Raw genomic sequence first — 18,251 nt, forward strand, 5'->3', positions numbered from 1 at the left:
ATCGTCCTTCAGGCACGTGGCCGGAAGGACTGCCGGTAGCGGTGCGGGCTTGTCCGCAGCTCGCGATCGAAGTGCGCGCGCAGGGCGCTGGGCGAGCCGTGGCCACTGCGATCGGCGACGGCGGGAATCGGCAGGTCGGTGGTCTCCAGCAGGTGCCGTGCCAGCAGCAGGCGCTGGCGGGCGAGCCACGCCAGTGGCGTGGTGCCCGTCTGCTCCTGGAAACGGCGTGAGAGCGTGCGGACGCTCAGGTTGGCCTGCCGGGCGATGTCGGCGAGGGTGAGCGGTTCGGCCGCGTGCTCGCGCATCCAGGCGAGGGTCGCGGCCAGGCTGCCGTCCACGACGGCGGCCGGCGGTTGCGGGATGAACTGGGCCTGGTCACCGTCGCGGCTGGGCGCCATGACGGTGGCACGGGCGGCGCCCGCGGCCACCGCCGCGCCGAAGTCGCGGTGGACCAGGTGCAGGCACAGGTCGAGCCCGGCGGCGACGCCGGCCGAGGTGAACAGGCGTCCGTCTCCGATGTAGAGCGGCTTGGCGTCCACGCGGACGTCGGGATGGCGGCGGGCCAGCTCGCCCGCGGCCGCCCAGTGTGTCGTGGCCTGCCGCCCGGCCAGCAGGCCGGCCTCGGCGAGCACGAACGCGCCGGTGCAGATGGACACGACGCGTGCCTGGCGGGCCGCGGCCTCGCGGAGCAGGTCGAGCACGGCGCCGGGGGCCGGACGGGTGGTGGTGACGCCGGGCACCACGATGGTGTCGGCGTCTTCGGCGCCGTCCAGGCCGTTGGGGGCGTCGATGCGGTAGTAGCCGACGCCGCCGGCGGTGGCGTTCACCGATGGCGCGGTACCGCAGACGCGCACCTGGTAGGGGTAGCTGCCGTCGGGCAGGCGGGCGGTGCCGAAGACCTGGCAGGGCATCGCCAGGTCGAAGCCGACCACCCCGTCCAGGGCGAGGACGGCGACGATGTGCGGGTCAGCGGGCATCGGTCAGCAGTGTCTCCATGCGGTTGCGGCAGCTCCAGTGGCAGGGCCGGTCCGGGCACACGCAGCGTGGTCGCAGCGCGAATCCCGGCCTTCCTCCCGCGTCATGCACGGTGGCGTCCACGTCGAACACCTCGCCTATCGTGGCGGGCGTCAGCACGTCGGCGGCCGGGCCGTGCGTCACCATCCGCCCTTCTCGCAGGACGGCGACGGTATCGGCGTACGTGGCGGCCAGGTCCAGGCTGTGCAGGGCGGCGAGCACGGTGATGTCCAGGTCACGGACGAGTTCGAGGATGTCGAGCTGGTGACGGACGTCCAGGTGGTTGGTGGGCTCGTCCAGGACGAGCAGCCTGGGCCGGCCGGCGAGGGCGCGGGCGAGCAGGACTCGCTGGCGCTCGCCTCCGGAGAGCCGGCCGACCCGCCGGTCCGCGTACGAGGTCAGGCCGGTGCGTTCCAGCGCCTCGGCGATCGCGGCGCGGTCCGCGCCGGTCAGCCGGTCGAAGAAGCCGAGGTGCGGGGTGCGGCCCAGCGCGACCGTCTCCGCGACCGTGAACTCGAAGCCGGTGTGCTGCTCCTGCATGAGCACGCCGACGTTCCTCGCCGCGTGAGCGGCGGGCATGGACCACAGGTCACGTCCGTCGAGGCGAATCTCACCGGTGTGCGGGCGCAGGGCCCGGTAGACGGTTCGCAGCAGGGTGGACTTGCCGCTGCCATTGGGGCCGACGAGCGCGGTGAACGACCCGGCGGGTATGGCCAACGACACCTCCTCCACCACGTCCCGGCCGCCCAGCGCGACCGACACGGCGTCGATGTCAAGTCTCATGGCGACTCCTGACTGGCCAGGCCGCGCGCACGCATGACGAGCACGAAGCACGGCACCCCGATAAAGGCGGTCAGCACGCCGATGGGCAACTCGGCGGGCGAGATGAGGATCCGCGCGGCGACGTCGGCCCAGAGCAGGAAGAGCGCACCGAGCACCACCGTGACGGGCAGCATGCGCCGGTGGTCGGCACCGACCAGCATCCGGGCCAGGTGCGGCACGATCAGGCCCACGAAGCCGATCCCGCCGGACACAGCGACGACCGTGCCGGTCAGCAGCGTGACGAGGATGAGCAGGTACCAGCGCTGCCGGCTGGCGTTGAGGCCGAGCGCGGCGCTGGCCTCCTCGCCCAGCACCAGGGCGTTGAGCCGGCGGGCCCGCATGAGCAGCAGCCCGGCCACCACGCCGACCACGACCGCCGGGATCGGCAGGGTGGCCCAGTTCGTGCCGGACAGCCCACCCAGGAGCCAGAAGATGATCTGCTGCTGGGCGGCGGAGCTGTCGGTGCGGGCCAGCACGAACGAGGTGATCCCGGCGAACAGGTGTCCGAAGGCGACGCCGACGAGGATCAGCCGCACCGGCAGCAACCGGCCCTGCCGGCTGGACATCGCCAGCACGATGCCGATCGCGACGGTCGCGCCGGTGAACGCGGCGACCGGCAGGGTCAGCGCGCCGAGCACGGCCGCCCCCGTGGTCAGCACCAGCACGGCACCGACGGAGGCCCCGTGGGAGAGCCCGAGCAGGTACGGATCGGCGACCGGATTGCGCACCACGCCCTGCACGACGGCCCCGGCCAGCGCCAGACCCGCACCGGCCACCGCGCTGAGCAGCACGCGCGGGAAGCGGATCCGCCAGACGATGAGATCGGCGGTGGCCGCGCTGTCGCCGCCTCCGGTCAGGTGGTGGACGAGGATGCCGGCCACCTCGCCGGCCGGCACCGCGACCGGCCCGAACCCGGTGGCGACCACCACCGAGAAGGCCAGCCCCGCTGTGAGCGCCGCGACCAGAACCGGGTAGGGCACGGCGGCGACGCGCCACGGCAGCTTGTGGACGATCGCGATCATGAGCTGCCCGCGTGCAGGTCGGCGGCGAGCTGTTCCAGGCCGTCGAGGTTGAGCGGGCCGGGGAAGGAGACCAGGTACTGCGACGTGGAGAAGACCTTCCCCTGCTTGACGGCGGTGGTCTCGGACAGCAGCGGGTTCAGCTTGACCTGGTCGACCAGTTCCTGTCCTTTGACCTTGGCGAAGGTGTAGTCGGTGATCACCCAGATCGCCTGCGGGTCCCGTTTGACCACCTGTTCCGGGGAGACGTCGGCGTGCATCGCGTGGACGTCGGGGAAGAGGTTCTCGCCGCCCGCGAGCGTGAGCACGGCGTGCGCGATCGTGCCGCTGCCGGAGGTTTTGATCGGCTGCCCGGCGACCGGGTTGTCCTGCACGATCATGACGCGCGGCTTGGGTCCCTGCGGCTTGACGGCCTCCTGACGGGCCCGCAACTCGGCGACGAGCTTGTCCGCGCGGTCCTGGACGCCGAACACGGTGCCGAGCTTGCGGATGTAGTCGTAGGTGGGTTCGAGGTCGGTCAGGGCCTGGCTGGAGGTGCCGCCGCTCATGGCCATGCCGTCGCCCGGCATGCACGCGGCCAGGCCCTTCGCGTTCATGGTGGTCAGATCGGTGTCCTTCGGGCTTCCTGGTGGGCCGCCGAAGGCGGAGAATCCCGTCAAGACCAGGTCGGGCCGCTGGCCGGCGACGACCTCGGTCACCGGCACCCGTTCGGCCAGGACCGGGATCTTGGCCAGCTCTTCCTTGTAGGGAGAGGTGTCCGCCGTGAACGGAGCCGGATAGCCGGTGGCGGCGATCTTGCCGGTCAGGCCGAGCCGGGCCATCGTCTGGGCGGCGTACCCGTCGAGCGTCACCACCTTCGCCGGCGGCTCGCTGAAGGTGACGTCCTTGCCCGCGCAGTCCTTGACCACGATGGACGAACCGGTAGCCGCCGACCGAACGTCGCCGCCGCAACCGACCGCCGCCAGGGGCAGCATGACGGCCAGGCAGAACGTCAGCCGCCGCATCATCGTCCCGCTCCTGACGCGACCGGCTCATCAGAACGCCACAGCGGTTCGCGGCGCTCGTACTCCAGGACCTTCTGCACCAGCGCGGCGGCCTCCGTGCCGCGATAGCGCTCGACGAGCCAGATCGCCAGGTCCAGGCCCGAGGTGATCCCTCCGGCCGTCACCAGGTCGCCGTCGTCCACCACCCGGGCGTCCACGAGCCGGCCGCCGGCCGCCACCAGGTCTTCGACCGCCCGATGGTGCGTGGTGCAGGCCCGGCCGGTCAGCAGTCCGCCCGCGGCCAGCAACAGCGCGCCCGTGCAGACCGACGCGAGCACCAGGCCGGGCCGGGCCGCCGCCGCGAGCGCGGCCGGCAGCCGTGCCGAGTCCAGCTCCGCCCGGATGCCCGAGGTCTCGCTTCTGGCGTAGCCGCCCCCGGGCACGATGAGCACATCGGCCTCCTGCGGGGCCCAGCCTGCTGCGGGCAGAAGCAAGCCGCCTGCGGTGGTCACCGTCCGCGGCCCGTCCAGGGAAACCAACCGCACCGTGACGCCCTGCCCGGCACGGGCGGCCAGGCTCAGCACCTCGTACGGGCCCACCACGTCGAGGTCGTCCGCCCCGTCGAAGACGACGATGTCGACTCGCATGCAGCCTCCAAATTCTCGGTGTCGAATCGCGGTTCCCCATGGTGACGAGGGGCCCTCTCGCGTGGAAGTGGCCAGCAGGCCAACGTCCGCCAGCTTCTGGCCAGGGCCATGAGCACGAAGCGGCTCGTGCGACCAGTCGTCGCAAATCCCGCCCTGGTTCCCGGGAACTTGGGCGAAGGTGGTGAGTAGCCCTGGACCTTCATGCCACAGGGGTGGCAGTGCTGCTTTCTCCGTCGCCGGTCACGAGTGCCATGCTGACGGCACTCACCGTCTTCATCACCTGCCGCGCATGAGCGACGACATCGGGGAGATCCTCCCCCGGCTGGGCCTGCGCAGGACAGTCCCGCGACTCCTGATCCTGGCCATCCTGCGAGAGGCGGCCACCCACCTCAGCGCGATCAGCCTGCACGAGCTGGTGACTTCGACCCATGGCTCGGTGAATCCCTCCACCATGTATCGGAACGTGGCGGTGCTGACCGAACACGGTGTCCTGCACAGCATCGAGTACGCCGGCGAAACTCTCTTCGGACTGGCCACAGTCCCGCACCATCACCTGATCTGTCGTCGCTGCGGCAGGCTCTTCGAACTGCCGGCGAGCCACTCGACCGAGGTCACGGCAGCGGTGATGACATGCAGCGGCTTCGAGGTGCACCCCCGACGGCTGCCGAGGCACGGGACAAGGGCGAGTTCGGCGGGCTGGTCGGGCTCGAGAAGACCTACGCGTTCAACCTGTCCGGGCACGTCCTGCCCTTGCTGTCCGCCTCCCCGGGCGCGTCGTGGTGGCTCACCACGCACCCGCGAGCCAGCGCGGCGCTCGGGCTGTACCGCCGCAGAGGGTGGCGGGTGGCCGCGCTGCTGAACACGGAGAACCAGGTCAGATTGATCATGCTCAAGCAGCCGACTGAAGGGCTCGATGGAAACGGGTGAGCAGGAGCGCCGCCGTGGCAGCCAGCCCGGTGAACAGTCCGAGCCACGTACCCAGTGTGTCCAGCCCGACGGGCACGGCCAGCAGGAAGGCGGCGGGCAGGCCGACGAGCCAGTAGCCGACAAGGGTGACGCGAAAGCCACCCTTCGTGTCGTCGACGCCGCGCAGCAGCCCCACGCCGATGTTCTGGGCGCAGTCGATGAACTGCATGACGTCCGCGACCATGAGCAGCCCCGCGGCGATCCTCATCGCGGTGGCGTCATCGGAGTCCAGGAACGGACGCAGGACCAGCTCCGGAAGCGCCAGGTAGACATGGAGGCCGCATGCGAGAGGCCGACGGAGACTTGGAAGACGATGTAAACGAGCTGGTTGACGGCGGTGTGCGCAGCAAGGGCGGCGGTGCCGAAGGTGCCGACGAGCAGGGCGACGGCGGAGAAGAAGCCGGATTCCAGGTCGCCTGACTGCTCCGGGAAGGGGCCGGCACTTCTCGGCAACCCGTACGTGCCCGGGTGTCAGCTCGACTGACGGACCGGTTCAGCTGCCGCAGGGCTGTGGGCCTCCAGGTCGTCCACATGCCCGGCAAGGAAGTCGGCACGCGCCGCCGCCGGTGCGAAGCGTCGCAGGCGCAGGCTGTTGGTGACCACGAACACCGAGGACAGGGCCATGGCGGCTCCGGCGATGAGCGGGTTCAGCAGGCCGGCGGCGGCCAGCGGCAGGGCGGCGACGTTGTAGCCGAATGCCCAGGCGAGGTTGCCGCGGATGGTGGCCAGGGTGGCGCGTGCCAAGGTGAGGGCGGTGGGCAGGACGTTCAGGTCGTCACGGACCAAGATCAGGTCGGCGGCGGCCTGAGCGACATCGGTGCCCTCGACCACCGCCAGGCCGAGATCGGCGCGGGCCAGCGCGGGTGCGTCGTCGATGCCGACCTGATCGGCCACGGCTCGCGCGGTGGCGGCATTGTCACCGGTGAGCAGCAGCGTGCTCAGCCCCATCGCGTGCAGTTCACCGATCGCTTCGACAGCCGAGGGCTTGATGACGTCGGCGAGGGCTATCGCTCCGGAAGCGCCAGTGATCCGCGGGTGGCGTCGGCGGGGTGGCGGTCCTTCCGGTTCCGGTACGCCACCGCCTGCTCCCCTCTGCCCGCCGGCCTCCACGAGCGGGCCGCCGCCGTTCCCTGGCACGAGGTACGGCGAGCGGCCAAGGACCACGGCGCCTCGGTGTGCGCGCTCCGCTCCCTGGAGGAAAGGGCCGCCGAGCCGCGCGCCGAGCTGCCTTGGCAGTTGTGGCCGATGGACCGGCAACCGTCACCGGGCGCTCCCCCGTCCGCGAACGTGTTCCGACCGCTGGCCGGATTCACGGTCCTGGAGGCGGGCCGGCGTATCCAGGCTCCCCTCACCGCTCATCTGCTGGGCCTGCTCGGCGCGCGGGTCATCCGGGTCGAGCCGCCGGGTGGCGACCCGCTGCGCGGGATGCCCCCGGCGTGCGGCGGGTTGTCCGCCCGGTGGCTCGCGCTCAACCGGGGCAAGGAAGCGGTCGAGATCGACATCAAGTCCCCGGCCGGGCGCGCCGACCTGGGCGAGCTGGTCGCGCGGGCGGACGTGTTCGTGCAGAACTGGGCACCGGGCACGGCCGAACGTCTCGGCCTGGACAGCGGCGACCTTTCCGCGATCAATCCCCGCCTGGTCTACGCCTGCACCAGCGGCTGGGCCGGGCGGCTGCCGGACGCCCCCTGGGCACGGACTTCATGGTCCAGGCACGTACCGGCGTCGGCGACGTTGTCCGGCCCGAGGGCGAGCCCGCCGCGCCCTCGCTCATGACATTGCTGGACGTGCTCGGCGGCCTGCTCGGAACCGAGGCCGTGCTGGCCGGGCTGCTGCTACGTGAGCGCGAGGGACGCGGCGCCCGGGTGGATTCCTCGCTCCTCGGCGCGGCCGAGCTCCTCACGGAACCCGCGCTGAGCCGGGCCGCGCGGGGCGCGCCCTATCGCAGGCCGCCCGGCTACAGACAGCCGCTCCGCACCGCCGACGGCTGGGTGGCGGCGGAGGAAGCAACGACCGCATACCGGGACAAAGTCCGCGACCTGGACAGCGTCGAGGCCGTCTCGCTCCTGCGCTGGAAAGGGCTGAGCGCCACCTCGGTCACGACCGGCCTGGACGCCTTGCCCGCTGACCCCCGTTTCGCCGCAGCGCTCACCCGCGACGAGCACGGCGCTCTCATGGTTCCCGCACCGTGGAGGTTCGCATGAACGTGACCCTGGCTCTGGCCGCTCTCGGCGCGGTCGCGCTGCCGTTCCCCGTGGCGCGCGGGATCGCCGAAGTCGTCTGCCCGCTCAGGCGCTCCGGCAGCCCCGCACCGGAGCCGGCGGACCTGTGCCCCCACTTGCCGGCAGCCAGGCTGGCCAAGGGCAAGCATCCGGAGCACCTGCTGGTGGTCGGCTCCTTCCCCCTCACTCCGGCGGGCAAGCCCGACCGCGACGCGCTACGCGGACAGCTCATGACCGGCTGAGGCGGGGGACGGAGCCGCATGCTCCGTCCCCCGCCCCGGGTGGTCAGGCGGCGAGCCAGGACGCGCACAGCTGGAGCCGGGCCCGCGCCACTCTCGATCGAACGGTGCCGACCGGACAGCCGAGCAGTTCGGCGGCTTCGGTGTACTGCAAGCCCACGACCTGGGTGAGTACGAAAGCCCTGCGCCGTTCGGACGGCACCGCCGCCAGCAGCTCCGCAAGGTCCACACCGTCCTGGAAGCTGGGCAGATCACGCGGCTGGCACCGCTCCACAACTGCCTGCCAGTCCGCGAGATCTGCCACCACCGGCCGCGCCCCGGCCGCCCGGAACCGGTCGACCACCACCCGCCGGGCGATCGACAGCAGCCAGGCCCTGGCCGACGACCTGCCGGCGAACCCGGGCAAACTGCGCAGGACCCGCACGAACGTCTCCTGTGTCAGGTCGTCGGCCGATTGGACATCGGTGAGGTAGGCGAGGAAGCGGCGCACGTCGGCGTAGGCCGCTCTGGTGAAAGCCTCCACCTCGGCCGGGCCGCCCTCGCGCGCGGCCAGGGCGAGCGAGGTCAGGCGCCGATCGTCGGCGGCACGTACACGAGTATTCATAACGATCACTCCTTGCAGTCATGACAGAACGACGCGCAGCAGACGAAGGGACATGAAGGTGCGACTGGACCGATCGGCGCCAACCGGGCAGTGGCAGGTGACGGCTTAGCTCACCTCGGTCATGGCCTTCTCGATGCTGCAGCTGTTCCTGATCGGCGCCCTCGGACCGAGGCTGCTGGCCGAGGCGGGCATTTCCCGCTCCGTCCTGGGCTGGACCACGACGGCCGGGTTCGGCGTGGCGGCGGCCCTGTCCCTGAGCGCGGGGCGCTGGGTCCGATGACCTTCCAGGCCGAACGCGCCGCGCCTGCCGGCCGTCGACCTCGATCATCCCGGTCCTGTGGCGGTGCAGGCCGAGTACGGCGCGCAGCAGGGTGCTCTTGCCGGAGCCGTTGGTGCCGGTGATGGCGAGATGCTCACCGGGGCCGAGTTCGAGGCTCACCCGATCGACCGCCAGCAGCTCGCCGTGCCGGCAGCTCACCTCGGACAGACGTAAGGAGGCGGGCACGGCGCTATCGGGTGCGGGCATGAAAGGACTCCGTTGGGGCGTACGACGACGGCCGGGCGGAGCTCGTCCGTCCGGTGGAGCGAAAAGGGAAGGTCAGCCTGCGAGCAGAGCCGGCGGGCCGCGCCCGCTCAGCGAGTGCTCCAGCAGAGCCGGACGAAGGGGCGCGGGTTCGGCGGCGGGTACGAGCACCGCCCAGTAAGTCGTACGGGGTGGCGCCCACCACCACAGGAGGAGCCGCACGCTCAGGCGACGCACCAGCGTCCAGAGCACCGCCTCACCCCGAGACAGCCACAACGCCGTCATCACGGTCGCCCACCCGTGCGCGACCAGCATCCCCAACCCCGGGACGAGACCCGAATGCACGTGCCCGCCGGGCGCCACCGGCAGAGAAGGAAGCGACGAAGCGACGGAGAACAACAGGTGCAGCACCAGCTGCACGCCGGCGAGCAGGAAGAGAATGACCCGCGTTCCCCGTTCGCGGCCGGTCACCGGCACGGCTGCGGCGAAGGACACGGCCACGGCCGCCACCACCATCGGCGCGGTCACGTTCCCGCCCCCGAGCAGGTGGGCCAACGCGCCCAGCCCGCAGCACACCACGGCGAAGGCCGCGGCGCGAACCAGGCGGAACGTCATTCCAGCAGGCATTACTCCGGCTATCACTTCCGGGCGGACGGCACGACCGTGCCGCTGTGTGCCTCCGCGATGAGTCGTATACCGAGCAGGCGGCGGGTTCCAGCGGTGTTCGCGTGCGAACACCGCTGGAAGACGGCAGGTCGCACGCTGTCCTCTGATGAGGGCAGGTGGCGTCAGTGAAACTTTTAGCAACGCCGACGGACCGTACCCAGGAACAGGACGCGCCCCCGGGCACGACGACAAGCCATCTGAACCGGGACCCGTCAGGGTGCGGTCATGAGTGCGAGCACGTCGGAAGACGGCAGTCGCACGCTGCCGCTGATGAAGGCCGTGTCGTCAGTGAAGCCGCAAGGCCGGCGGACCACGCCACTGGATCGCCCGGACGAATTCCGGACCGCGACGCGTCTCGGGCTCAGCGAGGAAAACCACCCGGACCGGGACCGTCAACGGCTCGATGGCCCCCACCAGCAGACGGCGCAGCTTCGGCAGCGGCGCCATTCCCCACAGCCGCACCATGAGCCAGAACGCGCTCTCGCCGCGGTACAACCACCATCCGCTGACCACCGCGAGCACGAGATGCGCCACGGTCATGCCGACACCCGGCATGCCCCCATGCACGTGGTCCGTTTGCAGGGCGGAGGGGGGAGCGCTTGTGGCGAACAGTTCATGCAGCAGGATCTGAGCGGCCGCCGTCGCCCCGATGATGACCTCAGGCCCGCGCTCACGTCCGCTGAGCACGGCAGCCAGGACGAACGCCCCGGCGACACCGATGAGCAACGCCGGCGCTGTGACCGCCGCGCCACCGGCGAGAACGTGACCGCCCGCGGACATGACAACGCACACCGTCGCGAAGACAACGGCGCGGGCCAGGCACGAGACCCTTTCCAGGGCGGACACGGCATTTATCCTTCCAGCCCGACGACCCGCTGAGAAGGGCGCAGCCCTACCGAGCTTCCTTCTCCCAACCTGTATCGAAAGGATTGTGTATCTGCCGATTGGGCCGGTTGACGAGGCCCATCTGCCGCTTCATCCTCGGCCACAGAGCCGTCCTGCCGGAAGGTGGAGAGCGTATGCGGTCCATCGCGCGTTTCTGTGGTCAGTGCAGCTGTGGCTGCCCTGAGCTGTGGGTCAACCCTGAGGCTCCTGCCGAGCGGAGAATCGTCATCACCGACGACTTCGGTCAGCGTGTCGAGATGAGCATCGATCAGTTCCAGGACATCGTCGACCAGGCGCGGTCCGGACGCTTCGACGAGTTGCTCACGACGTCATCCGCTGGCTGAGCAGCAGATGATCCTCGGCCGGGTATCACGAACTGGCGAGCACCGGGACGGACTGCCCCTCCTCACGGGCTACGGCGCCCTCATCGGCGCCTGGGCAGTGATCGGCGCCTACTTGGGAGGCCCTGTTGGCGCCCTCCTGGGAGTGGGAGGCGCTTTGCTGGCCGCCAGTCTGATCCGCATCCTGATCGAAGCCTGAGGATCAGCACCCCACGCCGATCATCCACACCGGCTCAGGAGACGCCGTCAGCGCCAACCTCGATACGGCAATCCCGTTGCCGTCGCCGACCTGCACGGCGCGATCACAGGCGGGAGCGGCGACGGTGGTGGCTTTCGCCGTCCGGATCGGTTCTGCCAGCTCGGCCGGCAGCTGCTCGAAGGGGACCGGCCCGCCCATCCTCGGCAGCGTGTCGACAATGCCCAGGTGGAACAGGACCAGCTGGGCATTGCTGAGCGCGGGCAGATAGTGGCGGTCGCGACGGTGACTTGGTCGAGCAGGAAGACGGATCGAACCTGAGACCAACCGTGTCTCGTCCCTTTCCGATACCGCACGGAGGACGGGATGGGCCGGATGACGCGCGGTGGGCGTTCTCCCGTAGGCTGCCAGGACGTCTTCGGTGCAGGAACCCGGTGAGATTCCGGGGCGGTTCCGCCACTGTGATCAGGCCCGCGAGGGTCTGCAGCCAGATACTGGCCGAGGGCGATCCGACCGCTATACGGGGCGAGAACCCCGGAGGAGGAGCCCGGCCATGGCCGCGTCCGTACGTCTTTGTCTGTTGTCGACGTCCGACACCGATCTGCTCTCCGCGCGGGCCAGCGGGGCCGGGTACGCGCTCGCCAATCCGGCGCGCGACGGCGATGCCGCCCTTGAGGCCTGCGTGGCGGGCGCCGACCTCGTCGTCGTGCGGCTGCTCGGTTCACCGCACGACCTGTGGCCGGGGCTGGCGGCCGTCCGCGCCGCCGGGACGCCGGTCGTCGTGCTCGGCGGGGAGCAGCAGCCGAACGCCGAGCTGATGGAGCTCTCCAGTGTCCCCATCGGGGTCGCGGCCGAGGCCCACCGCTACCTGGCCGAGGGCGGCCCGGTCAACCTGGCCCAGCTGCACGCCTTCCTCTCGGACACGGTGCTCCTGACCGGCGAAGGCTTCGAGCCGCCCACGGCGATCCCCTCCTGGGGCTTCGCCGAGCGCACCGCGCCGGTCGACGCCTGCCTGCCACGGATCGGCGTCCTCTACTACCGAGCCCATCAGGCCAGCGGCAACACCGCCTTCGCCCACGCCCTGGCCGACGCTGTCGACGCGACCGGCGAGGCGGTTGGGGTGCCGATCTTCGCCGGTTCGCTGCGCAGCGCGCCCGACGACCTCTTCGAGGCGCTCGGGACTCTCGACGCCTTGGTCGTCACCGTGCTCGCCGCGGGGGGCAGCGTCCCCGCGTCGGTGAGCGCGGGCGGTGAGGACGAGACCTGGGATGTGGAGCGGATCGCCGCCCTCGACATCCCGGTGCTGCAGGGCCTCTGCCTGACCAGCGGCCGGGCGGAGTGGGAGGCGAACGATGACGGCGTCACTCCGCTCGACTCCGCCAACCAGATCGCGATCCCGGAGTTCGACGGGCGGATCATCACCGTCCCGTTCTCCTTCAAAGAGATCGACGCCGACGGTCTTCCTCGCTATGTCGCCGACCCGGAGCGCTGCCGCCGCGTGGCCGCGATCGCGGTCAACCACGCCCGCCTGCGTCATGTGCCCAACAGTGAGAAGAAGGTCGCGCTGGTCCTGTCGGCGTACCCGACCAAGCACGCGCGGATCGGCAACGCGGTCGGCCTCGACACCCCGGTCTCCACGATCCGCCTCCTGCGCCGGCTGCGCGAGGCCGGCTACGACCTGGGCGCGCCGGGCGCGGTGCCGGGCCTCGACCTCGACGACGACACCGAGGCCGGCGACGCCCTGATCCACGCGATGATCGCGGCGGGCGGCCAGGACGAGGAATGGCTGACCTCAGGGCACCTCACCGACGCCCATGTGCGGATCAGCGCCGAGCGGTACGCCGGCTGGACCGCGGATCTCCCCGCCGCACTGCGCGTGAGGATGGCCGAGGCGTGGGGTGAGGCGCCCGGCAGCCTGTTCGTCAACGACGCGGGCGAGATCGTCCTGGCCACGCTGGTCGCCGGTAACGTGGCGCTGCTCATCCAGCCGCCCCGGGGCTTCGGCGAGAACCCCGTCGCCATTTACCACGACCCCGACCTGCCTCCGACCCACCACTATCTGGCCGCCTACCGCTGGCTGGAGGCCCCGGAGACCGACGGCGGCTTTGGCGCGCACGCGGTGGTCCACGTCGGAAAGCACGGTTCGCTGGAGTGGCTGCCCGGTAAGAACGCCGCGCTCTCCGCCGCATGCGGCACCGACGCGGTGCTGGGAAGCCTGCCGCTGTTCTACCCGTTCCTCGTCAACGACCCCGGCGAGGGCGCCCAGGCCAAGCGCCGGGCCCACGCCACCATCGTCGACCACCTCATCCCGCCGATGGCACGCGCCGAGACCTACGGTGACATCGCCCGTCTGGAGCAGTTGCTCGACGAGTACGGCAACATCGCCGCGATGGACCCGGCGAAGCTGCCGGCGATCCGCGGCGAGATCTGGTCCCTGATGCGGGCGGCGGAGATGCACCGCGATCTCGGCCTGGACGACCGCCCCGAGGACGACGAGTTCGACGACTTCGTGCTGCACATCGACGGCTGGCTCTGCGAGATCAAGGACGTGCAGATCCGCGACGGCCTGCACGTGCTCGGCCAGGCGCCCACCGGTGAGGCCCGGGTCAACCTGGTGCTCGCGATCCTGCGCGCGACCCAGGTGTGGGGCGGCGTGGGCAACGCGATACCCGGCCTGCGCGCCGCCCTCGGCCTGCCCGAGGACGCCTCGACGGCGACCGTGGACGCGTACGAGGAGCAGGCCCGCGCCCTCCTCACCGCGATGGAGGCGGCCGACTGGGACGTCTCCGCCGTGGACGCCCTGCACGACGACCCGGTGGTCCGTCAGGTGCTGGCCTTCGCCGCCACCGAGGTGGTGCCGCGTCTGGCCCGCACCACCGGCGAGATGGACGTGCTGCTGCACGCCCTGAACGGCGGCTATGTCGAGGCGGGCCCGTCGGGGTCGCCGCTGCGCGGCCTGGTCAACGTGCTGCCGACCGGCCGTAACTTCTACACCGTCGACCCGCGTGCCATCCCATCCCGGCTGGCGTGGCAGACCGGTCAGGCGATGGCCGAGTCGCTGGTGCGGCGCTATCTCGACGAGACCGGTGAGCACCCGGCCTCGGTGGGCCTGTCGGTATGGGGCACCAGCGCGATGCGCACCTCCGGCGACGACATCGCCGAGGTGCTGGCCCTGCTGGGTGTGCGCCCCGAGTGGGATGACATGTCACGACGGGTCAACGACCTCAAGGTCATCGACCTCGCCGAGCTGGGCCGCCCGCGCATCGACGTCACCGTACGCATCTCCGGCTTCTTCCGCGACGCCTTCCCGCACGTCGTGGCGATGCTCGACGACGCGGTGAAGCTGGTGGCCGAGCTCGACGAGCCCGACGAGATGAACTTCGTCCGCGCGCACGCCCGCGCCGACCTGGCCGAGCACGGCGACGCGCGCCGGGCGACCACCCGGATCTTCGGCTCCAAGCCGGGCTCCTACGGCGCCGGGATCCTGCAGGTCGTCGAGTCGGGCACGTGGCGCGACGACAACGACCTGGCCGAGGTCTACACCGCGTGGGGCGGGTTCGCGTACGGCCGCGGGCTCGACGGCGTCCCCGCCGCGGACGACATGCGCGCGGCGTACCGGCGGATCAAGGTCGCCGCGAAGAACGTCGACAGCACCGAGCACGACATCGCGGACTCCGACGACTACTTCCAGTACCACGGCGGCATGATCGCCACCGTGCGCGCGCTGACCGGATCCGACCCCAAGGCGTACGTCGGCGACTCGACCTCGCCCGACGCGGTGCGGACCCGCACCCTTCAGGAGGAGACCAACCGGGTCTTCCGGGCGCGCGTGGTCAACCCCCGATGGATCGGCGCGATGCGGCGCCACGGCTACAAGGGCGCGTTCGAGCTGGCCGCGACGGTGGACTACCTGTTCGGTTTCGACGCCACCGCCGGTGTCGTCCACGACTGGATGTACGAGTCGCTGGCGAAGTCGTATGTTCTCGACGAGACCAACCAGGATTTCCTGCGCAGGTCGAACCCATGGGCGCTGCGCGGCATCGTCGAGCGCCTGCACGAGGCCGCCGAGCGCGGCCTGTGGGCGGAGCCGGACGACGAGACCTTGAAGGCGCTGCAGAGGGTCTACCTGGAGGTCGAGGGTGACCTCGAAGACGGCGCATGACGAGCCGGGAGCAGCGGTGACGCACGTGCACGTGGTCGGCTTCGGTATGGGGCCGCACCAACTGACCTACGAGGGCGCGAAGGCCCTGGCCGCGGCCGACTACGTACTCGCCGCGCGCAAGGGCGACGACGACGAACTGCTGGAAGTGCGCCGCCGGATCTGCGCGGAGCACGACCTCGAACTCGTCGAGGTCGCCGATCCCGGACGCGACCGCGACGACCCGGCCGACTATCCCGGTGCGGTCAAGGCATGGCACGCCGCGCGCGTGGACGCGTACGCCCAAGAACTGGCCGCGCGTGGCGGGACCGCGGCGTTCCTGGTCTGGGGCGACCCCTCGCTGTACGACTCGACGTTGCGCGTCCTCGACCGGCTCGGCGAACGGATGGACCTGACCTGGGACGTCATCCCCGGAATCAGCGCCCCGCAGGTGCTGGCCGCACGGCACCGGATCGTGCTGCACGAGGTGGGCCGCCCCCTGCACATCACCACGGCTCGCCGGCTGCCCGAAGCGATCGCGGACGGCCAGCGCAACATCATGGTGATGCTCGGCTCCGAGCGGAACCTGGAAAGCCTCCAGGAGTTGCGGGATTGGCGGATCTGGTGGGGCGCCAACCTCGGCGCGGCCGGTGAACAACTGGTCGCCGGATCGGTGGACGACGTGCTGCCCGACCTCCGCTCGGCCCGGAGAGCGGCCCGTGAGGCGGCCGGCTGGGTGATGGAGACCTGCCTGCTGCGCTCCCCGGAAAGGACACCCGCGCCATGAGCGGTCTGCTCGTCGCCGGCACCACCTCCGACGCCGGGAAGTCGGTCGTCACCACCGGACTGTGCCGGGCGTTCGCCCGCCGTGGGGTGTCGGTGGCGCCGTACAAGGCGCAGAACATGTCCAACAACTCGATGGTCTGCCACGACCGCGACGGCTCGCCCGCCGAGATCGGACGCGCCCAGTGGGTGCAGGCTCTGGCCGCCCGGGTGGTGCCGGAGCCCGCGATGAACCCGGTGCTGCTCAAGCCCGGCTCCGACCGCCGCAGCCATGTCGTGGTGATGGGCCGACCGGCGGGCGAGGTGTCGGCGACCGACTTCACCACCGGCCGCCGCCACCTCGCGCAGGCCGCGCACGCGGCATACGACGACCTGGCCGCCCGTTTCGACGTGATCGTGGCCGAAGGAGCAGGCAGTCCCGCGGAGATCAACCTGCGGGCCGGCGACTACGTGAACATGGGACTCGCCCGGCACGCCGGCCTTCCCGTCGTCGTGGTCGGCGACATCGACCGCGGCGGCCTGTTCGCCTCCCTGCTCGGCACCCTGGCGCTGCTGGAGCCCGCCGACCAGGCGCTGATCGCGGGCTTCGTCGTCAACAAGTTCCGAGGCGACCTCTCCCTCCTGCGCCCTGGCCTGCACCAGCTGGAATCCCTGACCGGACGTCCGGTCCACGGCGTGCTGCCGTGGCACCCCGATCTGTGGCTCGACTCCGAAGACGCCCTCGACCTCGAAGGCCGACGCAGCCGGGACGGCGCCCGCGTGCGGACGGCGGTCGTCCGGCTCCCCCGCATCAGCAACTTCACCGACGTCGACGCCCTCGGCCTCGAACCCGGCCTCGACGTCGTCTTCGTCTCCGCCCCCCGCGACCTAGCCGACGCCGACCTCGTGGTGCTGCCCGGAACGCGGGCCACGCTCTCCGACCTGGCGTGGCTGCGCTCACGCGGCCTCGACCTCGCGATCGAAACGCACGTACGCGCGGGCCGGCCACTGCTCGGGATCTGCGGCGGCTTCCAGATGCTCGGCACCGAGATCCACGACCCCGACGGCGTGGAGGGCCCGGCGGGCACACGGGCGGCGGGGCTCGGGCTGCTTCCCGTGACGACCGAGTTCCGCCCCGACAAGGTGCTGCGCCTGCCGCGCGGCGAAGCGCTGGGAGCCACCGCCACCGGATACGAGATCCACCACGGGCGGATCACCCGCGCCGACGGGGCCGACGAGTTCCTCGGCGGCGCCCGGGCCGGTCGGGTCTTCGGCACGATGTGGCACGGCGCCCTGGAAGGCGATGAGTTCCGGGCCGCCTTCCTCACCGAGGTCGCCGGGCTGGAGCCTTCGGGGGTCGATTTCCCGGCGGCGCGTGAACGCCGGATGGAACTGCTGGCCGACCTCGTCGAGGAGCACCTCGACGTCGACGCCCTGCTCGCGCTGGCCCGTACGGGAGCACCATCCGGCCTCCCGACCCTGACCGTGGAGGGCGGGCGATGAAGGTCCTGCTCCTGGGCGGCACCGCCGAAGCGCGGGAGCTCGCCCGCCTCCTGGTCGACGCTGATGTCGACGTCACCTCTTCACTCGCCGGACGCGTGGCTCGCCCCCGACTACCCGTGGGCCGGGTGCGCATCGGCGGCTTCGGCGGCGTGTCCGGCCTGCGCACGGCCCTCGCGGCCTACGACCTCGTCGTCGACGCGACCCATCCGTTCGCCCGCGGCATGACCGCCAACGCGCTGGAGGCCTGTGCCGCGGAGCACGTTCCTTTGCTCCGGTTGGAGCGACCGGGCTGGGAGCCCGATCCCGCCTGGCGGTACGCCCCCACCCACGACGAAGCCGCCGCGCTCGCCGCCGCACTCGGAGAACGCCCCTTCCTCACCGTCGGACGGCAGGAGCTGGCCCGGTTCGTGCCGCGCCTGCGCGAGTTCGCCGTGCTGGCGCGGGTGGTCGACGCCCCCGGCACCGACCTGCCTCCGAACTGGCGCATCCTCACCAGCCGCGGGCCGTACACGCTGGACGGCGACCTCGAAGTGATGCGCGAGCACGGCTCGGACGTGCTGATCACGAAGGATTCCGGCGGATCGTACACCTGGCCCAAGATGGAGGCCGCGGCCGTGCTCGGCGTCCCGGTCGTGGTGGTCGCCCGGCCGGAGCCGGACCCCCGGGCATCGGTGGTCGACGCCGTGGGCCCGGCTCTCGACTGGGTCCTGTCGCACCGCTGAGG

General features: G+C 71.3%; 21 protein-coding genes, 3 pseudogenes and 1 riboswitch. Of the genes and pseudogenes, 12 read left to right on the plus strand and 12 right to left on the minus strand.

The genetic code is table 11. From position 1 onward, the window contains the following. Positions 1-8: 8 nt before the first annotated feature. From ACZ6YG_RS42910 to ACZ6YG_RS42930, 5 genes are read right to left on the minus strand one after another with little or no spacing between them, the layout of a single operon-like run. A complete protein-coding gene (locus ACZ6YG_RS42910; RefSeq protein WP_148032331.1) occupies positions 9-977 on the minus strand; it encodes a GlxA family transcriptional regulator in 969 nt (322 codons plus the stop codon). Continuing rightward, positions 967-1,797: an ABC transporter ATP-binding protein gene (locus tag ACZ6YG_RS42915; protein ID WP_148032332.1), complete on the minus strand. Its 831-nt coding sequence runs from the start codon at positions 1,795-1,797 to the stop codon at positions 967-969. Before ACZ6YG_RS42915 ends, ACZ6YG_RS42910 begins: the two co-directional genes overlap by 11 nt. Next, a complete protein-coding gene (locus ACZ6YG_RS42920; RefSeq protein WP_148032333.1) occupies positions 1,794-2,858 on the minus strand; it encodes a FecCD family ABC transporter permease in 1,065 nt (354 codons plus the stop codon). Before ACZ6YG_RS42920 ends, ACZ6YG_RS42915 begins: the two co-directional genes overlap by 4 nt. Further along, entirely contained in the window at positions 2,855-3,862 is a 1,008-nt protein-coding gene (locus ACZ6YG_RS42925) for an ABC transporter substrate-binding protein (protein WP_466021137.1), read from the minus strand. Before ACZ6YG_RS42925 ends, ACZ6YG_RS42920 begins: the two co-directional genes overlap by 4 nt. After that, positions 3,859-4,485 (minus strand): DJ-1/PfpI family protein, encoded by a 627-nt coding sequence (locus tag ACZ6YG_RS42930; protein ID WP_466021138.1) that lies wholly within the window; start codon positions 4,483-4,485, stop codon positions 3,859-3,861. Before ACZ6YG_RS42930 ends, ACZ6YG_RS42925 begins: the two co-directional genes overlap by 4 nt. 289 nt (positions 4,486-4,774) lie before the next feature. Here ACZ6YG_RS42930 and ACZ6YG_RS42935 point away from each other — a divergent pair. Together ACZ6YG_RS42935 and ACZ6YG_RS42940 are read left to right on the plus strand one after the other, a co-directional pair. After that, positions 4,775-5,083, plus strand: a pseudogene (locus tag ACZ6YG_RS42935) (Fur family transcriptional regulator); the annotation flags it as partial. 32 nt (positions 5,084-5,115) lie between these two features. Continuing rightward, complete coding sequence (locus ACZ6YG_RS42940; RefSeq protein ID WP_261808629.1) at positions 5,116-5,412, plus strand: hypothetical protein; 297 nt, start codon at positions 5,116-5,118, stop codon at positions 5,410-5,412. Here ACZ6YG_RS42940 and ACZ6YG_RS42945 read toward each other — a convergent pair. After that, positions 5,375-5,659 carry a hypothetical protein gene (locus ACZ6YG_RS42945; RefSeq protein WP_222708997.1) on the minus strand — a complete coding sequence of 95 codons (285 nt, stop codon included), beginning with the start codon at positions 5,657-5,659 and terminating at the stop codon, positions 5,375-5,377. The two genes, ACZ6YG_RS42940 and ACZ6YG_RS42945, sit on opposite strands and share 38 nt — an antisense overlap. Positions 5,660-5,733: 74 nt before the next feature. Here ACZ6YG_RS42945 and ACZ6YG_RS42950 point away from each other — a divergent pair, with 74 nt between their 5' ends. Further along, positions 5,734-5,871: a hypothetical protein gene (locus tag ACZ6YG_RS42950; protein ID WP_222708998.1), complete on the plus strand. Its 138-nt coding sequence runs from the start codon at positions 5,734-5,736 to the stop codon at positions 5,869-5,871. Positions 5,872-5,922: 51 nt separating this feature from the next. Here the strand turns inward: ACZ6YG_RS42950 and ACZ6YG_RS42955 are convergent. Beyond that, positions 5,923-6,471: pseudogene (locus ACZ6YG_RS42955) on the minus strand (HAD family hydrolase); the annotation flags it as partial. 225 nt (positions 6,472-6,696) lie between these two features. Between ACZ6YG_RS42955 and ACZ6YG_RS42960 the strand changes: the two are divergent. The 3 genes from ACZ6YG_RS42960 to ACZ6YG_RS42970 are packed head-to-tail and all read left to right on the plus strand — an operon-like array spanning position 6,697 to position 7,912. Continuing rightward, the gene (locus ACZ6YG_RS42960; protein WP_148032338.1) at positions 6,697-7,224 is read left to right on the plus strand and encodes a CoA transferase; all 528 of its coding nucleotides are present in this window, start codon (positions 6,697-6,699) and stop codon (positions 7,222-7,224) included. Further along, entirely contained in the window at positions 7,152-7,652 is a 501-nt protein-coding gene (locus ACZ6YG_RS42965) for a CoA transferase (RefSeq protein ID WP_148032339.1), read from the plus strand. The genes ACZ6YG_RS42960 and ACZ6YG_RS42965 overlap by 73 nt, the downstream gene beginning before the upstream one ends. Continuing rightward, positions 7,649-7,912, plus strand: coding sequence for a hypothetical protein (locus tag ACZ6YG_RS42970; protein ID WP_148032340.1), 264 nt, complete (start codon positions 7,649-7,651; stop codon positions 7,910-7,912). The genes ACZ6YG_RS42965 and ACZ6YG_RS42970 overlap by 4 nt, the downstream gene beginning before the upstream one ends. A 43-nt stretch (positions 7,913-7,955) precedes the next feature. Here ACZ6YG_RS42970 and ACZ6YG_RS42975 read toward each other — a convergent pair whose 3' ends face one another. Next, complete coding sequence (locus tag ACZ6YG_RS42975) at positions 7,956-8,513, minus strand: sigma-70 family RNA polymerase sigma factor (protein WP_148032341.1); 558 nt, start codon at positions 8,511-8,513, stop codon at positions 7,956-7,958. 133 nt (positions 8,514-8,646) lie between these two features. Here ACZ6YG_RS42975 and ACZ6YG_RS42980 point away from each other — a divergent pair, with 133 nt between their 5' ends. After that, a complete protein-coding gene (locus ACZ6YG_RS42980) occupies positions 8,647-8,793 on the plus strand; it encodes a hypothetical protein (RefSeq protein WP_222709000.1) in 147 nt (48 codons plus the stop codon). A 75-nt stretch (positions 8,794-8,868) separates the two neighbouring features. Here the strand turns inward: ACZ6YG_RS42980 and ACZ6YG_RS42985 are convergent. The 3 genes and pseudogenes from ACZ6YG_RS42985 to ACZ6YG_RS42995 all read right to left on the minus strand — a co-directional run. Beyond that, a pseudogene (locus ACZ6YG_RS42985) lies at positions 8,869-9,039 on the minus strand (ATP-binding cassette domain-containing protein); the annotation flags it as partial. Between the two features lie 72 nt (positions 9,040-9,111). Further along, positions 9,112-9,651 carry an MFS transporter gene (locus tag ACZ6YG_RS42990; protein WP_148032342.1) on the minus strand — a complete coding sequence of 180 codons (540 nt, stop codon included), beginning with the start codon at positions 9,649-9,651 and terminating at the stop codon, positions 9,112-9,114. A 336-nt stretch (positions 9,652-9,987) separates the two neighbouring features. Continuing rightward, positions 9,988-10,548: a hypothetical protein gene (locus tag ACZ6YG_RS42995; protein ID WP_148032343.1), complete on the minus strand. Its 561-nt coding sequence runs from the start codon at positions 10,546-10,548 to the stop codon at positions 9,988-9,990. Between the two features lie 173 nt (positions 10,549-10,721). Here ACZ6YG_RS42995 and ACZ6YG_RS43000 point away from each other — a divergent pair, with 173 nt between their 5' ends. Continuing rightward, positions 10,722-10,931, plus strand: coding sequence for a hypothetical protein (locus ACZ6YG_RS43000; protein ID WP_148032344.1), 210 nt, complete (start codon positions 10,722-10,724; stop codon positions 10,929-10,931). 199 nt (positions 10,932-11,130) lie between these two features. On the opposite strand, the gene ACZ6YG_RS43005 is transcribed toward ACZ6YG_RS43000, so the two are convergent. Then, positions 11,131-11,451, minus strand: a complete 321-nt coding sequence (locus ACZ6YG_RS43005; RefSeq protein WP_148032345.1) for a hypothetical protein — start codon at positions 11,449-11,451, stop codon at positions 11,131-11,133. Between the two features lie 75 nt (positions 11,452-11,526). Then, a riboswitch (cobalamin riboswitch) is annotated at positions 11,527-11,641 on the plus strand. A gap of 36 nt (positions 11,642-11,677) precedes the next feature. Here ACZ6YG_RS43005 and cobN point away from each other — a divergent pair. From cobN to ACZ6YG_RS43025, 4 genes are read left to right on the plus strand one after another with little or no spacing between them, the layout of a single operon-like run. Then, complete coding sequence (cobN, locus tag ACZ6YG_RS43010) at positions 11,678-15,286, plus strand: cobaltochelatase subunit CobN (protein WP_466021139.1); 3,609 nt, start codon at positions 11,678-11,680, stop codon at positions 15,284-15,286. Beyond that, positions 15,264-16,049: a precorrin-6A synthase (deacetylating) gene (gene cobF, locus ACZ6YG_RS43015; RefSeq protein WP_466021140.1), complete on the plus strand. Its 786-nt coding sequence runs from the start codon at positions 15,264-15,266 to the stop codon at positions 16,047-16,049. The genes cobN and cobF overlap by 23 nt, the downstream gene beginning before the upstream one ends. After that, complete coding sequence (locus tag ACZ6YG_RS43020; RefSeq protein WP_466021141.1) at positions 16,046-17,527, plus strand: cobyric acid synthase; 1,482 nt, start codon at positions 16,046-16,048, stop codon at positions 17,525-17,527. The genes cobF and ACZ6YG_RS43020 overlap by 4 nt, the downstream gene beginning before the upstream one ends. Next, the gene (locus tag ACZ6YG_RS43025) at positions 17,524-18,249 is read left to right on the plus strand and encodes a cobalt-precorrin-6A reductase (protein ID WP_466021142.1); all 726 of its coding nucleotides are present in this window, start codon (positions 17,524-17,526) and stop codon (positions 18,247-18,249) included. The genes ACZ6YG_RS43020 and ACZ6YG_RS43025 overlap by 4 nt, the downstream gene beginning before the upstream one ends. Positions 18,250-18,251: the final 2 nt, after the last annotated feature.

The sequence above is a fragment of the Nonomuraea sp. NPDC054003 genome (assembly GCF_055585125.1).

Excerpts from the sequence above, each read along its gene's own strand:
- cobN (WP_466021139.1), top strand. The coding sequence starts at position 11,678 with ATGGCCGCGTCCGTACGTCTTTGTCTGTTGTCGACGTCCGACACCGAT.
- ACZ6YG_RS42945 (WP_222708997.1), bottom strand. The coding sequence starts at position 5,659 with ATGAGGATCGCCGCGGGGCTGCTCATGGTCGCGGACGTCATGCAGTTC.
- ACZ6YG_RS42930 (WP_466021138.1), bottom strand. The coding sequence starts at position 4,485 with ATGCGAGTCGACATCGTCGTCTTCGACGGGGCGGACGACCTCGACGTG.
- ACZ6YG_RS42975 (WP_148032341.1), bottom strand. The coding sequence starts at position 8,513 with ATGAATACTCGTGTACGTGCCGCCGACGATCGGCGCCTGACCTCGCTC.
- ACZ6YG_RS42990 (WP_148032342.1), bottom strand. The coding sequence starts at position 9,651 with ATGACGTTCCGCCTGGTTCGCGCCGCGGCCTTCGCCGTGGTGTGCTGC.
- ACZ6YG_RS43000 (WP_148032344.1), top strand. The coding sequence starts at position 10,722 with ATGCGGTCCATCGCGCGTTTCTGTGGTCAGTGCAGCTGTGGCTGCCCT.
- ACZ6YG_RS43025 (WP_466021142.1), top strand. The coding sequence starts at position 17,524 with ATGAAGGTCCTGCTCCTGGGCGGCACCGCCGAAGCGCGGGAGCTCGCC.
- ACZ6YG_RS42970 (WP_148032340.1), top strand. The coding sequence starts at position 7,649 with ATGAACGTGACCCTGGCTCTGGCCGCTCTCGGCGCGGTCGCGCTGCCG.
- ACZ6YG_RS43020 (WP_466021141.1), top strand. The coding sequence starts at position 16,046 with ATGAGCGGTCTGCTCGTCGCCGGCACCACCTCCGACGCCGGGAAGTCG.
- ACZ6YG_RS42910 (WP_148032331.1), bottom strand. The coding sequence starts at position 977 with ATGCCCGCTGACCCGCACATCGTCGCCGTCCTCGCCCTGGACGGGGTG.
- ACZ6YG_RS42980 (WP_222709000.1), top strand. The coding sequence starts at position 8,647 with ATGCTGCAGCTGTTCCTGATCGGCGCCCTCGGACCGAGGCTGCTGGCC.
- ACZ6YG_RS42915 (WP_148032332.1), bottom strand. The coding sequence starts at position 1,797 with ATGAGACTTGACATCGACGCCGTGTCGGTCGCGCTGGGCGGCCGGGAC.
- ACZ6YG_RS42960 (WP_148032338.1), top strand. The coding sequence starts at position 6,697 with ATGGACCGGCAACCGTCACCGGGCGCTCCCCCGTCCGCGAACGTGTTC.
- ACZ6YG_RS42950 (WP_222708998.1), top strand. The coding sequence starts at position 5,734 with ATGCGAGAGGCCGACGGAGACTTGGAAGACGATGTAAACGAGCTGGTT.
- ACZ6YG_RS42965 (WP_148032339.1), top strand. The coding sequence starts at position 7,152 with ATGGTCCAGGCACGTACCGGCGTCGGCGACGTTGTCCGGCCCGAGGGC.
- ACZ6YG_RS42940 (WP_261808629.1), top strand. The coding sequence starts at position 5,116 with ATGCAGCGGCTTCGAGGTGCACCCCCGACGGCTGCCGAGGCACGGGAC.
- ACZ6YG_RS42925 (WP_466021137.1), bottom strand. The coding sequence starts at position 3,862 with ATGATGCGGCGGCTGACGTTCTGCCTGGCCGTCATGCTGCCCCTGGCG.
- ACZ6YG_RS42920 (WP_148032333.1), bottom strand. The coding sequence starts at position 2,858 with ATGATCGCGATCGTCCACAAGCTGCCGTGGCGCGTCGCCGCCGTGCCC.